We start from the raw sequence: 14,539 nt of genomic DNA, 5'->3' as shown, positions 1-14,539 counted from the left end.
CCTCCAATCAGGATTGTTTCGCCAATCCGGGTGCGCGCAGGTTTTCGAAATTCTTGTAGAGCGTTGCATTGAAAGCGCTTTGCGCATGCGCTTCTGCCCAGAAGCGCCGCTCCTCCGTCTGTGGGCCATTAGCCAGGCCCAGATGAAGTGCACGCTCGGCCCAGACTTTCAGGGCCTGCTGCCACGCCAACTGCCGTTCTTCGAACGGCTGATCTGGGCCTTCGAGTAAAAATTCGAAGAAGTTGCGATCTACAAACGGATCAAAATGTTCGTGCAGGATCTGGTCGGCGGCAGACCCCGACTCCCGCGCGTCAAGGCGCACCTGGTCTCGGCCTTTCTGGAAGCCGCACATCAGGGCAAAGCGTAAAACTTTTCGAGCCATGGTCGCAGCATCCTCTTGATGGTTCTTGGCCGCCAAGGCCCAGGCGGCATGATCATCGCTGCCCGGTTCCAGAATAGCATGTCGTGCGGGAGGAATTGAAATGGCGCGGCTGTGGTACCCTTCGGTCTTGCCTTGCCCGCGTGCGATGCCCGCACATTGTAGCACCAAAATGCCTCGACCATCTGCTTTTTGCGGCTTGGCCAAGAGGGGCATGGCCCACCTCTCCTTGGCATTGCCAAACAAAAGCTTGCACATCACCCGCCAGGAATAGCCGTCTGAACTCAGCGAGAGCGATTTGCCCTCCCCGCTCAAGACCGGGGTCCATGGATCGCTCGTGTCACCTTTGAACTCTGGCGGTGTGGCAATCCTGGCGGCCTCTGAATTACCGACACGGGCAAAGATACGACCGTCGATATCCCGCTCCAAGCGGACGCGCCGACAGATTTCCAGACACAAGGGATGGAGTTCGTTGATCGCAAATTGCCGCACGCCATCCCAGGGCCGAATCCACGTGAGACCCACATGGCCTGAAAAGAACCCAGCCATGGCATCAATGTTTGCCAGCAAGAGAGACACGTCGCGACAGAATTGCACCCCAGTATTGGCCGAGACCTGCAAGCCCACAAATGGACGCGCGGCAAAGCCACCGTTCATCCGCGCAATCCCGTAATTGCCCCGCCCGAGAAATCCCTCCTGGGTCTGCAAGGACATCAGGGCAAACGCCCAATCTTCGTCATCCGCGCCTAACATCCGAGCAGCCTTGAGGTCGTGATTCTTGGAGGTTACCAACATGTCCAGTTGATCAGGCGTCGTGACGCTATTCTTGAACGTGCTCAGACCATCTGGCGTCGGTGCCTGAAAGAAGGCCGGGCGGTTCGACGCGGCGATCAGCGCGAACGCTGTTTCGCCACTTCCCGGCTGATCAGCATTGGCAAGGTCAACCAATAGCCCCCGCCATGTCGTGGGATCAAAGGGCTCAAGCGTCTTGCCTGCCCTGTCTAGAGCCATGGTGGCCAGTTGCACCAGAAAAGCATTCCACGCCGGTGCCTGATGGGGCCGCAGCGCGCCGAACCGCACATCGCAGCCCGCAGACAGCGCGGCCAGGGCATATGCCAGATCAGCCTTGTTGTGCTTGCCGTCAATTTGCAAAGAAAACTCGATCCAATTCGTCAATTTAAGACCTCCAACAAAGTCCCCGCGTTGGCGGGGGTGACTAAGATACTCAACGGCCTCACCTTATTCAGTAGGGACCATTCCCGCGCGGGCGGGCAGTGATGGCCCTATACTGGAACCAGAAATTTTGCTTCCCAGTTTTGACTATCGGCCCGGTCTGTAGAAGCATCTTCTTTCGGCTCGTCTTGAATAACAGGAAAATCAAGCTTCCTATTGGATTTCAGATAAGTCCCGCTAAGCCACAGCAAGGCATTGCTTATAGTCCAGCAGTTCGGCATCGCTCGCCTTTTGGCGCGATTAAGTTTCGACGTGGGTGCAGGTGCCAACATTTTTGGCCATATCATCCTGTCGAACCCCGCGTCAACAATTCTCATAAATACTGTATATGATGAGAACGTACATTATACCTCCAGTCCAAACCGCCCATATCGAAATAACCGGCCTCGCAACTCAAAGCAGATGGCTCCGTCAGAATCGGTCGTTGTCGCAATAGGCTTGTCGTCAAACGGCATGTCCGCTGGAAACTTTACCCAACCGGGAATATCCAATGTGCGGATCTCATTGCCAAAAACAGTTCTGACATTTTGCGCAAAGGTGATCTGGAGCGTGCGCAATCCCAGACGAGTGGCAACAGTCTCCCCAAGGTCGCCCGCCCAGGGCTGCTCGCTCCAAGCTATATCCCAGTCGCAGAGATGGCGGCTGGCCGCCTGCCTGAACGCGCCGCGCTCTCCAATCTGCAGATTGCGATTGCGCTCCCAATCCACGCTTCTCCCTTGCAGCGCTCTGGCCAAGGCTTCGTCGCCGATGCAGCTTTCCACAAGAAAGCGATTATCAGTGGGTGTGGTCCAGACTGGACGATCGAGGAGGGCCTGCCAAGTCAGGTCCATCATCAGGATGTCTGGATAGACCTGCCCAAATCCGTGACGCTTCCTGCCATGCTGTTGGGTAAATGGCGTGAGGTCTCGTGTCTCTGGTGTCAGAATAATGGCGCGCCCGGATTCATAACCACTTGGCCGGTTAGGCTTGTCATGACGATGCAGCCGCCCGAGCCTTTGCAACAATACGTCCGCGGGGCAAAGGTCTGTTATGAGAAGGTCCGCATCGCAATCAATCGAAATTTCAAGTGTTTGCGAACCAACGAGGACGCATCCCCGCCCACTGATGGCCCCTTTTCCAAAGCGCACCTCGACCTCGCAATCAAGACTTTGCCGGTCAGCGCTGTGGTAACGCCCATGGTGCGGGCAGCTCTGCCCCGCAACTTTGAACAAGAAGTTGGACTGGGTAGGACAGGCGGCCTCAAGTGCTTGTTGGACAGCAAGGACTCCCGCGACTGTGTTGCGGATGATCAAAACGCGTGCGCCGGCTTGTGCGGCGTTAATGGCAAGTCTGGCGATTTCGGCGGGGTCATCGATCAGGCCGGTCGGTTGCATGATGGTCGCCTTGGGGGAGCCAGAAAAAGGGATGGCTTGGGCGTAGCTTGGCGTGCTCAGCAAAGGGTAAGGCGAAGGCCCTTTGGCAGGGGTCACACCGCAGTCGACATTGGCCTGACGCGGATGGCGTGTGTTCTTTCGGTCAGGGTGCAGGAAGCCGATCCGGGCGGCCTCGGTCAATGTGGCGGACAACAGAAGTGCCCGTCCGCCAAGCTTCACATGGCGCCTCAACAGTGCCCGGATTAACGCGCCCTGATAGGCGTCGCTGGCGTGAACCTCGTCAATAACCAGCAAATGACGCGACAGGGTCGCCCCGCGCAAGTGAGAGTGCCGGGTCTGGAGAACGCTCAATAGGGCCTGATCTATGGTGCCGGCCGCAAGTGTTGCTGCCAGGAACCGCTTGGGATGTTCAGCAGCCCACCGCAAATAGCTAAGATCACTCGTTTCTCCGGCCTCCCGATCAGGCCACAGCACTTCAAAACCTGGTAGGCGTTGCCCATCCGCGTCATTTTCGCGAAGATATCCTGGTAGCGCCAGCACCAGATTGGGCCGTAATGTTGCATCTGGGAAAGTGCCAGCCACAAACGCACGCAGACGTTCGTGAATTTGAGTGGCTGCGGTTCGCATAGGCAAAGCGAAATAGAGTCCGTCCACCAAGCCATGTTGAAATAGGTGCAGAAAATGCCAGAGGGCAGCTTCTGTCTTCCCGCTTCCGGTGGGGGCCTCGATACAGGTGATCGGCCCATCAAGTTTGACACCGGCGGCCTTTTGCATTGCATTTGGTGCATACGGCACCGTGAACACGCGCTGAAAGTCAAGGTCGTGGCCGATCAAGCCATCTCGTAAAAGGCTCGTGTCGAGTGTCATGGCCTTGACCACCACTTCAGCCCGACTGCGTGCCCATTCGAGCCGACGACCTGGCTCATGCCCGTGATAAGGAAAAAACTCTGGTGCAGGGTTGGAGCCGATCCAGTCCGCCAGGCTGACAAGGCCTGCGAACGCATGTGTGAACGCCGCCGCCCGCTCGTCATGGGCAAGCCAGTCAAGGTCGCTGGCGTTTGGGGCTCCAAATGCGTCCGAGGCAAACGCGACCATATCGTTTACGGCCTGAATCGGAATTTGTCCGAGTGCCGGGTCCCAGAATTGCCTCCCGAATTTGGGTTCGAGCACCACAGGCTCCCCATGGTGGGCGATTGAGGCGGATAACAAGATACCCTCGATTGATTCGCGAAAGACAGTTTCGCTCGACATGAACTTAAGAAACGCAGGCAAGTCCGACCGCCCAATCAATCCGCCGACTTCGCGGACGTGACCTGCAGTATGTGCTGCCCCTGGATCACGCTTGGCCTGAAAGCCCCAATTGCATTTCCCTAGGTCATGCAGAAACACGAAATAAGACAATAAGCGCCAATGTCCTTCGCTCAGCTGGCGGTTTGCTGCTCTTTCCAAGATGCGCCTGAATGCCGACACTTGAACTAACGCTTCGAAGACGGCCACAACGTCGCAGCAATGGTCCAGTAAGCCATACTCGACGCCTGACAAACCACCTCCCTTATCCCGCTGCAACTTTCCCCAGACCGCCATTAATGTCCTCCCTAAACAACACTGCAACTTAGAACGGATCAAAGGTCAATTGACGTTTCGATGATGGGTGGTCAAAAGGTGCTCATAAGGCGCTTTGCAGGGTGAGTTGGGCCTAACGGTGACTCGATTGCCCTGGAACAAGAGATGATGCGTACTTCTTAGATCACGTGGAGATGAACCTTGAGACTGGGAATAGACTAAGTGGCGCGTGCTCATCACCGAAGCGGGTATCGCAACAACATATATACTTCTTATCTCAGTTTACAAAAAAATACTAACTTGGTATAACTTCCTTATGGATGCTAGACGAAACCCTTTTTCCCCGGGTGCTGGAACACCACCGCCGCAACTTGAAGGCCGTGATGCACTGGTCGAGCGTGCGTCGGTGGCGTTGGATCGCATTAGGGCAGGGCGGTCGGCACGTAGCTTGATCTTCTATGGGTTGCGCGGTGTAGGCAAGACTGTGCTGCTTGGAGCGATATGGAATGCGGCAGAAGCCGAGGGCATGGTGGTTGTGTCTGTGGAGGCTCCAGAGAACAGGTCACTGCCGGCGATGCTGGTCCCTCCGTTACGGACAAGCCTATTGAAGTTGGATCGCATCAAGCGGGCAGGCGAGGGTGTGTCCCGCGCACTGAGGGCTCTTGCTGGTTTTGCCAAGCTGAAGGTCAAATATGATGACCTCGAAGTTGGCATCGAATTTGAGACAGAGCCTGGTCTTGCGGATTCAGGCGATCTAGATGCTGATCTTGTCGACTTAATCATAGCGGTCGGCGAGGCTGCGAAGGAGCGCCAAACCGCCGTAGTGCTAGCCGTCGATGAACTTCAATATGTGCCTGAGCCGCAATTGGCGGCTTTGATTGCCGCCCTACACCGTGCGAGCCAGAAACAGCTACCGGTCACGCTTATGGCTGCAGGCTTGCCCCAACTGTTAGGTCAGATGGGGCAGGCCAAGTCCTACGCTGAGCGACTGTTCGAGTTCATACCTTTGGGAGCTCTGGAGCCAGAGGCAGCCAAGAGCGCGGTCCGCGTGCCAGTAGAGCGGGAAGGGGAGACAATCACGGAAAACGCCCTCAAAGCCATTTTGGGCGATACCGAGGGCTATCCCTATTTTCTCCAGGAATGGGGCAAGCATACTTGGGCAGTCGCCGAAGCGTCCCCGATCTCGGCGGACGATGTGGCAAGTGCACGGGAGATCGCTATTGCAGAACTCGACGCAAGCTTTTTCAGGGTGCGGTTTGACCGTCTTACACCTGCAGAAAAGCGGTATCTGCGCGCAATGGCCGAATTAGGGCCGGGTCCCCATCGATCGGGCACGATTGCAGACGCCTTGGGCATTAAAGTCTCTACGCTCGCGCCGGTTCGCAATAGTCTGATCACTAAGGGCATGCTGTTCAGCCCGTCCCATGGCGATACAGCTTTTACGGTGCCATTGTTCGATGCCTTCATGCGACGCGTGATGCCAGGGCCGCTTTCTCCCTGATAATGACATACTTTGTGGAGCGGATTGTTTTGCCACCCGCATTCAAGTGTTCGGATGACTAACGGAACAGTTGCCGATATTGCTGTACCGCTTGAAGTTCACCCATTGTTCGGGCCAGCTGAAGTACGTCACGCTTTGTCTAAAGCGTTGGCGAGTGACCAAGTCGAAACCAATCGAGGCACTGCGCCACGCTTCGAAACAAAAAGTCACAAAATCTCCAAGCCCGATTCGAGCCTAAAACTGTGGTATCCAGGTGGTATCCAAGTAGATGTCGAAGACAACGGCCAAATTTTTCACAGTATAAATTGTTGTTTTTTATTGTAAAAATGGCGCACCCGACAGGATTCGAACCTGTGACCTTTGCCTTCGGAGGGCAACACTCTATCCAGCTGAGCTACGGGTGCAGCGCAGATGTGTCGGTAGCCCAGATGGGCGATGGTTTCAACATCGCTTGGGCAGTCGGGGCATCGCCGTCTATGGCTTGGCGTGTTTGGCTTGCCACGCCTTCATCTGGCTGATTTCGCGGTCTTGCGCGGCGATGATGTCTTCAGCCAGTTTGCGAATTTCAGGGTCTTTGCCATGTTCAAGAACGACTCGCGCCATGGCGACCGCGCCTTCGTGATGGGGAATCATGCCGGCGATGAAATCCTTATCAGCGTCTCCTGTATAGGCGATCGCCATCTTTTCGTGCATGGCGGCATTGGCGGCCTCAAATGCTTTGGTTGAAGGGGCAGCGGCTGCTGTTGGGTCGGTTGAGCCCATCTTGTTCCCATGGCCCATTTGGCTGTGATCCATTTGGCTGTGATCCATTCCAGACGCCGCAACAGGATTAGCGGGCGCGGGCTGGCAGGCCGAAAGGGCAAGGCTTGCGATCAAGCTGGTAGCGACACTGATACAAGTACGGATGGGTGTCATGGTTTGGTTCCTGTGTTGGTGGCAATGGCGGCGTTCAGACGAAAAGCGAGCAGGAATGTGCCTTGGTCGGCAGAAAAATTATCGTCCGACAGAAGGAAGACAATTTTGCCGCCACTTAAGGGGTCGTCCATCACGGCAAGGCCTTCATAATTATCCAATAAGAAGGGCGGCGACAGCGCCAGCTTTAAGGCACAGACCGGCCTGCCCGCCATCACGCTTTCAAGGGTGCAGATGTCCACCTGCGAGAGATTAATCTTGGTGTCAGGGTCATACGAGCGTTTCAGCACCCACACCTCCTCACCTTCAACCCGAATGTCTGTAATGCCAAACCGGCCTTGGTTTTCGAAGCTGCCACGAGGGGCGGTCACCGCTTGATTGTTCTGATCAAAGATCCAATAGGGCGCTTTCAGCTTTGCGGCCGGATCGCCCAACCGGTCTGGGCCATATTCGGCTGAAGCCAGATATTGGCCATTGGGGAGGCGGGCGAGGGCCTCCATCCCGCCATTGGGTTCTAAGCCGTCAAAGCCTGTCAGGCTGGGACCCGGCTGGCTCTTGTAGCCAGTCTCCGTCTCGACCAGCTCTATGAGACGGTGGTTGCGCTCAAAGCTGATGAGGAAGCCTGTATCGGTGGGTGCGATTGCCTCGCTATCAATTTGATTGGCACCGCGCAGCGGTTTATCCGCCGGATCCCTTAATGCCGTAAGATGAACCTGGGTTGATGTTGGCGGGCTGGCCTGCCCCCAAGTCTGCGGGTTTGGGGCAGAGAAGCGGACGAGGTGGCCCCGATCGGTTATGGCGTCAAAGGAGATGGTATCGCCTGCTGCGACACGGACAGACAGGGAAGAGAGCCCGCCAAATTCTTCCGGCAGGTTTGGATTCTGCCGCCGGGTATCGAGGCGCAACGCATAGATCAGCTCTGCCTCGCCGGTCTTGCGGACACCGGTCAGGTTTTCGGGCGTAAGGCTTTGGGCGCTAATCGGGGTAGAAAAATGTGTTTCCAGCGCAGGAGGCGCGCTGGATTGGGCGCAAGCGGCGCTGCTGAGCAGACAAAGGGCTAAAAGGGCGGGCACCCGCATGGTCTATCCTTAGGGCTTTGGTTGTCTGTAACCTAGGCCGCTTTTAGCTCTGGGTCCAATAGGGAACTGATCCATACAAGCCGTTACGTGCTTGTTTTTGACATTCTGTACGCCAAAACATAAGCTGGCAGAAGGACGCGATGGGGGAGAGCAATGTCATTGAAAACGCTTGTGGTTTCACGAGTTGCCGAGGCCATCACCAGTGCGCAGCGCCAGGATGCAGCCCGCGATAAGCATGAGAAAGAGCGCCAGCGCCAAAGCGCACGGCACCGCGTCGATTATTTTCATCAGATTGATGATCCCTATAGTCATCTGGCTTTGCAGGCCTTGGATTTGTTCCGGACCCGCTATGATGTCGATTTGCATGTCTGGCTGGTCGGCCCGCCCGATGATTGGGCAGCCCCAGAGCGTGATCGCCTGATTGCCTATGGGCGCGAGGATTGTGCACGACTGGCCCAGAAGTCTGGCTTTAGCTTCGTTGATCACGGCGTTCAGCCAAGCCCTGAAGCCGTGCTTGCGGCCCAAGCCTTTTTTGCCGACGCCTTAAGGGGACGGGATTTCTGGGAACGGGCGGTGGCCATAAGTTGCGCCCTATGGGCTGGCAAGATCGAGACTGGTGCGCCCATGAATACGGGGGATGTATGTGCCAAGGGGGATGCCGAACGGGCACGGCTAGGCCATTTCATGGGGGCTATGCTCTATTATGGTGACGAATGGTATTGGGGCATTGATCGCCTGCATTATTTGGAAACGCGCTTGCGCGGTGTCGGCGCGCAGGTTTCAGGCGCGCCGCCTGATCTGATCTTTCCGCCCCCTAGCTTAGACCTTACACCCGCTCAGCCAAAGGCAGGCGAGCGGCCCGTCCTGCATTGGTATTTGTCTTTCCGCAGCCCCTATACCTATCTATCTGCCCATCGGGCCAAGGCCTTGGCGGATGCTTATGGGGCAGAGCTGCGTTTGCGCTATGTCTTGCCGATGGTAATGCGCGGCCTGCCCGTACCGCCGATGAAGAGCCGCTATTTCACGCTGGATAATGCGCGCGAGGCCCGGCGGCTGGAGATTCCGTTTGGGCGGATTGCTGACCCGGTCGGCAAGCCGGTTGAGCGGGGCTATGCCATTTTGGCGTGGGCCCTTGAGCAGGGACGTGGCTATGCGTTTGTTGAAGCCTTTTTGACGGCCGTTTGGTCTCAAGGGGTAGATGCAGGTTCGGATGCCGGGATGAAGCAGATTGTCGAAAGGGCAGGCTTGCCTTGGTCGGAAGCCCACAAACAACTGGGGAAAGAGAGCTGGCGCGACACAGCAGAGGCCAATCGGCTTGAGCTTTTGGAGATTGGCCATTGGGGAGTTCCGTGCTTTCGTGTGAATGAGGTTTGCGTGTGGGGGCAAGACCGCATGTGGGTGATTGAGGACGCTTTGAAAGAGCTGGCATCTTGAAACGAGCATTTCTGATCCTGTTGCCGCTTCTGCTCAGCCTCGGCTGTAAGCCAGCCGATGAAATCAAAAGGAGTGAGGCGAAAGTTAGCTGCGGCTTGCCGGTCGCCAAGCAGGGGGGCTGGGTAAAAATACCTGCGGGATCGGTTGTGCTGGGCCAAGACCCTGCCTTTCCAGAGGAAGGTCCCACGATGCGCGTTCAAGTCAATGGGTTTGAAATGCAGGCCCATGAGGTGACAAACCGTGAATTTGCTGCCTTTGTGGCTGCAAAGGCCTATGTGACGGATGCCGAAAAATCGCTAAGCCGCACCGATGGTGGGGCGGGGTCTGCCGTGTTCGCGATTGGCGGCCAAGGTCAGCCCGGGCAATGGAAACTGGTTCCAGGTGCCACGTGGAAAACGCCTTTAGGCCCGGGCAGCACGATTGTGGGCCAAGAAGATAAGCCCGTTATCCACGTCTCGCGCCAAGATGCCAAAGCCTATGCAGCTTGGGCCGGGGGGCGATTGCCCCATGAGGTTGAGTGGGAATATGCCGCCCAGTTAGGTCTGGCCGATCCGGCAAACACGCGATCTGGAGCCTATGATCCCCAAAAAAAGCCTATCGCCAATACGTGGCAAGGGCTGTTTCCCGTCTTGGACGAGGGCAAAGACGGGTTTCAATCGACCGCACCCGTAGGGTGTTTCCCGCCCAGCAAACTCGGCCTTTATGATATGATCGGTAATGTCTGGGAATGGACCGAAACCCCCTTCCAAGACGGGGTTTCTGGAACCATCAAGGGCGGGTCATGGCTATGTTCGGATAATTTCTGCGGCCGCTATCGTCCACAAGCTCGCCAAGCACAAGATATTGATTTTTCAAGTAATCATATTGGGTTCCGCTTGGTTCGCGACTTGCCGTAGGCAAATGGCTTGCGGCCCGAATTGTGCGCACTGGCGGTTTGACAGGCTAATTATTGCACTTATAGTGTCAATATAAGGCTCATCCAAAGCTGCTCAAGGAAGCACCATGAAAGCCAAGTCAGTTCTTGCCATCCTTGCGGCCCTGAGTGTCGGCGGTGCCGTGATCGCGGCCCTAAATCGCGACGAGATTGCCTTGACGCTCTTAAAGCGGGGGGCCAATCAGGCTTTGGCCCATCCCACGATTGAAGGGCTTAAAGCAGGATTGCATGCAGGCTTTTGCGGCACCGGCTCACCCATGCCGGATCGAGACCGCGCCGGGCCATGCTTGGCGATTATCGCCGGCGGCAAGCTTTTTGTGTTTGATGCGGGAGAAGGTTCGGCAGAGACCTTAAACCTCATGGGCTTGCCAACGGGCCAAGTCCAAGCGGTCTTTCTAACCCACTTCCACTCTGACCATATTGATGGTCTTGGCTCTTTGGGCTTGCAACGCTGGGCGTCGAGCTCTGCCACGACACCGCTGCCGCTTTATGGGCCGACAGGGGTGGAGCAGATCGCGGCGGGCCTATCGCAAGTCTATGCGCAAGATCGCGGCTATCGGGTCGCCCATCATGGGGCAGACATTGTGCCACCCGCGGGCTTTGGGTTTGAGGCCAAAGCCTTTGCCCCACCTGCCATTGGCGCAGAGGCTGTCGTCTATGATCGCGACGACTTGAAGATCATTGCCTTTGGCGTCGATCATCGCCCGATTGAGCCCGCCTTGGGCTATCGGATTGAATATGGCGGGCAGAAGATTGTCATCAGCGGCGACACAAAAATGTGTGACTGCGTCACCAAGGCCGCGGACGGAGCCACTCTGTTGGTGCATGAGGCCATCGCCCCGAACTTAACCCAGATTATGGGACAAGCGGCCAAGGGGTCTGGGCAGGCAGGGGTCGCCCAAGTCTTTCACGACATCGAAAACTATCATGCGACCCCCAGCCAGATCGCCGACATCGCCACGCGCGCCAAGGTCGGCGGCGTCGCCCTGACTCATATCGTGCCAGCTCTGCCGCTAAAAGGCTTGGAAAGGCCGTTTCTGGGGGATGCCACGCAGAAGTTTAAGGGCCCGTTCTGGATCATGCAGGATGGCGATCTGGTCTCACTGGACCGCGACGGCAAGCTGACTAAGCGCCGTGTTCTGCGCGATTGAGGAAGGCCTTTTCAATGACCGGAATTTGCTTGACCCCTTCTGCATCCAATGACAATCATCGTGTCAAAACAAGGAAATGGTTTGGGGGCGCGCGTGGGCAGAATTAGCAAACACCGGTCTGGCTGGGTGCGGGCGTTGGGCCTTGCGCTGGGGGGAGTGGCGCTGATGTCGGGGGCAGGCTCTGCCTCTGGACAAGCGAGTTTGCAAGCACCTCAAACCAAGGCCAAGCCCAATGTGGTCATCATCCTGTTTGACGATGCCGCTTTGATGGATTTGGGCATTTATGGCGGCGAGGCTAAAACACCCCATATTGACGCAATTGCCCGCAGGGGCACGCGCTTTACCCGCTATGCGACGTCGCCCTTATGCTCACCCTCGCGCGCCATGTTGCTGACAGGGCTGACCAATCATCAAGCCGGTGTGGCGACGATCAAAGAGGTGTTGCCCAAGGAACATGTTGGCAAGCCCGGTTATGGCCTGCATCTAGAGGCTAATGTCGCCACCCTGCCAGAGCGGCTGCGTCTTGCGGGCTATCGGACGTTCATGAGTGGCAAGTGGCATTTGGGTGATGGTCCGGGGCAATTGCCGGGCTCGCATGGATTCGACCGGTCCTTTGCGCTTGATGCCTCGGGGGCCGATAATTGGGACGATAAGCCCTATATGCCCTTCTATCGGGAGGCGCCTTGGTTTGAGGACGATAAGCCAACCGCCTATCCCAGTGGTCAATTCTCCTCGACCGTAATCCTTGACAAAATGCTGGGCTATTTGGAGGCGCGGCCCAAGGACGACAAGCCCTTTTTGGCCTATGTTGCCTTGCAAGCAGTCCATATACCTGTGCAGGCACCCCGCGAATATACCCAGAAATATGCTGGTCGCTTTGACGGCGGTTGGGACCAATTGCGCAAAGAGCGGTTTGAGCGCGCCAAAGCTTTGGGCTTGGTGTCGCAAGACGCAAAGCCACCTGCCATGCATGCCAGCTTGCGGGCTTGGGACAGCTTGAGCCCTGAAGAAAAGAAGATGCAAGCCAAGGCGATGGAAGTCTATGCCGGCATGATCGAGGCGACCGATGCCGAGATTGGGCGTCTGGTGGCGCATTTGGACAAGACCGGTGAGTTGGAAAATACGATCTTCGTCATCACTTCCGATAATGGTCCAGAGCCCAGTAATCCTGGCGGCGAGCGCGGCTTCAATTTCTGGATGAAGACCCAGGGCTATACGCACAACTTAGCAAATTTGGGTGAGCGTGGCAGCCACAATTGGATTGGCCCGGAATGGGCGAGTGCGGTGGCGACCCCGGGCTATTTGTTCAAATTCTATACCTCTAGCGGTGGGTTACATGTGCCGATGGTGATGGCGGGGCCCGGCATTGCTGCAGACAAAGCCGTCAATGCCGCAGCCTTTGTGCAGGACATTACGCCTACTCTGATCGACCTTGTCGGTGGGGCGCCCGATATTGCAGGGTCTAAGCCGATTTCTGGGCGAAGCCTTGCCCCAGTGCTCTCTGGCCAAGCCCAGTCAGTCTATGGGCCAAATGATGCAGTCGGGGTGGAGGTATCGGGCAATGCCGCCATCACCAAAGGCGATTACACATTGGTGAAGTATAACCCGCCCTATGGTGATAATCAGTGGCGGCTTTATCATGTCGTCAATGATCCTGGCCAAACGACCGACTTATCGGCGCAATTGCCAGAAGTTCGCGCCGATCTCGAGCGCGCTTTTGCCGCTTATGCCAAAGCCAATGGCGTGCTTGAATTGCCCAAGGGCTATAAAGTGCAGCGGGCTGCCGCACATAATAGCTTGATGCGTCAATTGAGCTTTTATGGTTGGCACTTGGCAGGTCTCGCGTTGGTGTTGGCCCTTGTTCTGTTCGCGCTCGTGCGGGGCACCCTTTCACGGATATCTCGCAAAAAGAAAGTTGCCTGATGTCGGATGCTCCTACCCCGCCTCGTCTCCATGTCCTCGGGGCTGCAGGTTCACCCTATACCCGCAAAGTCATTGCGGCCTTGCGCTACCGCCATATTCCCTATGCCCTGCATTGGGGCAGTCACCGCAGCCCCATGCCGGGATTTCCCGAAGCCAAGGTCAAGCTTTTGCCCACGGTCTATTTCCCGCAAGCTGGGGGTGGCTATGAGGCCCAAGTTGATTCCACGCCCATTCTGGCCCGCCTTGAGCGGGAGTTTACAGGGCGCGCCTTGGTGCCGACCGACCCCGTTATGGCGTTCCTCGATCACCTCATTGAAGACTTTGCGGATGAGTGGCTCACCAAAGCGATGTTCCATTATCGCTGGGCAGGGGAAGCTGATATCGCCCACGCCGGTCCGCAATTGGTCTTCTGGCATGACACGACAACCTCGGACGCCGATGCCAAGGCCGCCTCGGACTTTATCTCAAAGCGCCAGATTGATCGCCTTTATGTCGTCGGCTCGAATGCGGTGACCGCGGCAACTATTGAGCACTCCTATGAGCGCTTGCTGGGCGTGCTGGAGGTGTTGATACAGCCGACGGGCTTTGTGATGGGGGCAAGGCCTGGCACATCTGACTTTGGCCTCTATGGTCAATTGACCCAATTGGGTGTGGTTGATCCAACCCCGGCTGCCCTTTGTGCCGAGCGTGCACCCCGTTTGCGCGCGTGGATTGACCGGATGGAAGATCTTTCCGGCCTTGAGCCTAAAGAAACGGACTGGCTTGACCGCGGTGACGCGAAAGCCCGTCTTGCGCCTTTGCTGGCCGAGATTGGCCGCCTCTATGTGCCCTTCCTTTTCGCCAATGCCCAAGCCGCCCAAACGGGCGCTTCAAGCTTTGAGACACGCATTGACGGGCGGGCATGGACGCAGCCAACCTTCGCCTATCAGGCCAAATGTTTGGTTTGGCTGAAAGATCACGCAAAGTCCCTGTCAGAAGCGGACAGGGCGGCCTGCCGCGCCATTCTCGATGGTACCGGCTGCGAAGCGCTGTTTGAGATCACTTAGAATAAGATTTG

The 14,539-nt window shown here is 56.8% G+C and carries 11 protein-coding genes and 1 tRNA gene; 7 read left to right on the top strand and 5 right to left on the bottom strand.

Going from position 1 to position 14,539, the window contains the following annotated elements; genetic code table 11:
• Nucleotides 1-7: 7 nt before the first annotated feature.
• Together B7364_RS16440 and B7364_RS16430 are read right to left on the bottom strand one after the other, a co-directional pair.
• On the bottom strand, nt 8-1,555 hold the full coding sequence (locus B7364_RS16440; protein WP_085341131.1) for a hypothetical protein: 1,548 nt from the start codon (nt 1,553-1,555) through the stop codon (nt 8-10).
• A 401-nt stretch (nt 1,556-1,956) separates the two neighbouring features.
• Nucleotides 1,957-4,569: a CRISPR-associated helicase/endonuclease Cas3 gene (locus tag B7364_RS16430; RefSeq protein ID WP_085341129.1), complete on the bottom strand. Its 2,613-nt coding sequence runs from the start codon at nt 4,567-4,569 to the stop codon at nt 1,957-1,959.
• Nucleotides 4,570-4,864: 295 nt separating this feature from the next.
• On the opposite strand from B7364_RS16430, the gene B7364_RS16425 reads away from it, so the two are divergent.
• Entirely contained in the window at nt 4,865-6,049 is a 1,185-nt protein-coding gene (locus B7364_RS16425) for an ATP-binding protein (protein ID WP_085341128.1), read from the top strand.
• Nucleotides 6,050-6,103: 54 nt separating this feature from the next.
• The gene (locus B7364_RS18050) at nt 6,104-6,373 is read left to right on the top strand and encodes a hypothetical protein (protein ID WP_085341127.1); all 270 of its coding nucleotides are present in this window, start codon (nt 6,104-6,106) and stop codon (nt 6,371-6,373) included.
• Nucleotides 6,374-6,376: 3 nt separating this feature from the next.
• Here the strand turns inward: B7364_RS18050 and B7364_RS16415 are convergent.
• The 3 genes from B7364_RS16415 to B7364_RS16405 all read right to left on the bottom strand — a co-directional run bounded on the left by B7364_RS16415 (nt 6,377) and on the right by B7364_RS16405 (nt 8,040).
• Nucleotides 6,377-6,453, bottom strand: a tRNA-Arg gene (locus B7364_RS16415).
• Between the two features lie 70 nt (nt 6,454-6,523).
• Nucleotides 6,524-6,964, bottom strand: a complete 441-nt coding sequence (copM, locus tag B7364_RS16410; protein WP_085341126.1) for a CopM family metallochaperone — start codon at nt 6,962-6,964, stop codon at nt 6,524-6,526.
• Entirely contained in the window at nt 6,961-8,040 is a 1,080-nt protein-coding gene (locus tag B7364_RS16405; RefSeq protein WP_085341125.1) for an esterase-like activity of phytase family protein, read from the bottom strand. Before B7364_RS16405 ends, copM begins: the two co-directional genes overlap by 4 nt.
• 153 nt (nt 8,041-8,193) lie before the next feature.
• Here B7364_RS16405 and B7364_RS16400 point away from each other — a divergent pair, with 153 nt between their 5' ends.
• From B7364_RS16400 to B7364_RS16380, 5 genes are all read left to right on the top strand, one after another.
• Nucleotides 8,194-9,474: a DsbA family protein gene (locus B7364_RS16400; RefSeq protein WP_085341124.1), complete on the top strand. Its 1,281-nt coding sequence runs from the start codon at nt 8,194-8,196 to the stop codon at nt 9,472-9,474.
• Nucleotides 9,471-10,370 (top strand): formylglycine-generating enzyme family protein, encoded by a 900-nt coding sequence (locus tag B7364_RS16395; RefSeq protein ID WP_232780938.1) that lies wholly within the window; start codon nt 9,471-9,473, stop codon nt 10,368-10,370. Before B7364_RS16400 ends, B7364_RS16395 begins: the two co-directional genes overlap by 4 nt.
• Nucleotides 10,371-10,476: 106 nt before the next feature.
• Nucleotides 10,477-11,559 carry an MBL fold metallo-hydrolase gene (locus B7364_RS16390; RefSeq protein ID WP_085341123.1) on the top strand — a complete coding sequence of 361 codons (1,083 nt, stop codon included), beginning with the start codon at nt 10,477-10,479 and terminating at the stop codon, nt 11,557-11,559.
• A 93-nt stretch (nt 11,560-11,652) separates the two neighbouring features.
• Nucleotides 11,653-13,482, top strand: coding sequence for an arylsulfatase (locus B7364_RS16385; RefSeq protein WP_198534301.1), 1,830 nt, complete (start codon nt 11,653-11,655; stop codon nt 13,480-13,482).
• A complete protein-coding gene (locus B7364_RS16380; RefSeq protein ID WP_085341122.1) occupies nt 13,482-14,528 on the top strand; it encodes a glutathione S-transferase C-terminal domain-containing protein in 1,047 nt (348 codons plus the stop codon). Before B7364_RS16385 ends, B7364_RS16380 begins: the two co-directional genes overlap by 1 nt.
• Nucleotides 14,529-14,539 lie beyond the last annotated feature (11 nt).

Origin of the sequence: Aquidulcibacter paucihalophilus, from assembly GCF_002105465.1 — a bacterium.
GTDB lineage: Bacteria > Pseudomonadota > Alphaproteobacteria > Caulobacterales > Aquidulcibacteraceae > Aquidulcibacter > Aquidulcibacter paucihalophilus.
The sequence above is the reverse complement of the archived record's forward strand: the minus strand, read 5'-3'. Positions and strand labels throughout refer to the sequence as shown.

Coding starts and splice junctions, on each gene's coding strand:
- B7364_RS16430 (WP_085341129.1), bottom strand. CDS start 4,569: ATGGCGGTCTGGGGAAAGTTGCAGCGGGATAAGGGAGGTGGTTTGTCA.
- B7364_RS16425 (WP_085341128.1), top strand. CDS start 4,865: ATGGATGCTAGACGAAACCCTTTTTCCCCGGGTGCTGGAACACCACCG.
- B7364_RS18050 (WP_085341127.1), top strand. CDS start 6,104: ATGACTAACGGAACAGTTGCCGATATTGCTGTACCGCTTGAAGTTCAC.
- copM (WP_085341126.1), bottom strand. CDS start 6,964: ATGACACCCATCCGTACTTGTATCAGTGTCGCTACCAGCTTGATCGCA.
- B7364_RS16405 (WP_085341125.1), bottom strand. CDS start 8,040: ATGCGGGTGCCCGCCCTTTTAGCCCTTTGTCTGCTCAGCAGCGCCGCT.
- B7364_RS16400 (WP_085341124.1), top strand. CDS start 8,194: ATGTCATTGAAAACGCTTGTGGTTTCACGAGTTGCCGAGGCCATCACC.
- B7364_RS16390 (WP_085341123.1), top strand. CDS start 10,477: ATGAAAGCCAAGTCAGTTCTTGCCATCCTTGCGGCCCTGAGTGTCGGC.
- B7364_RS16380 (WP_085341122.1), top strand. CDS start 13,482: ATGTCGGATGCTCCTACCCCGCCTCGTCTCCATGTCCTCGGGGCTGCA.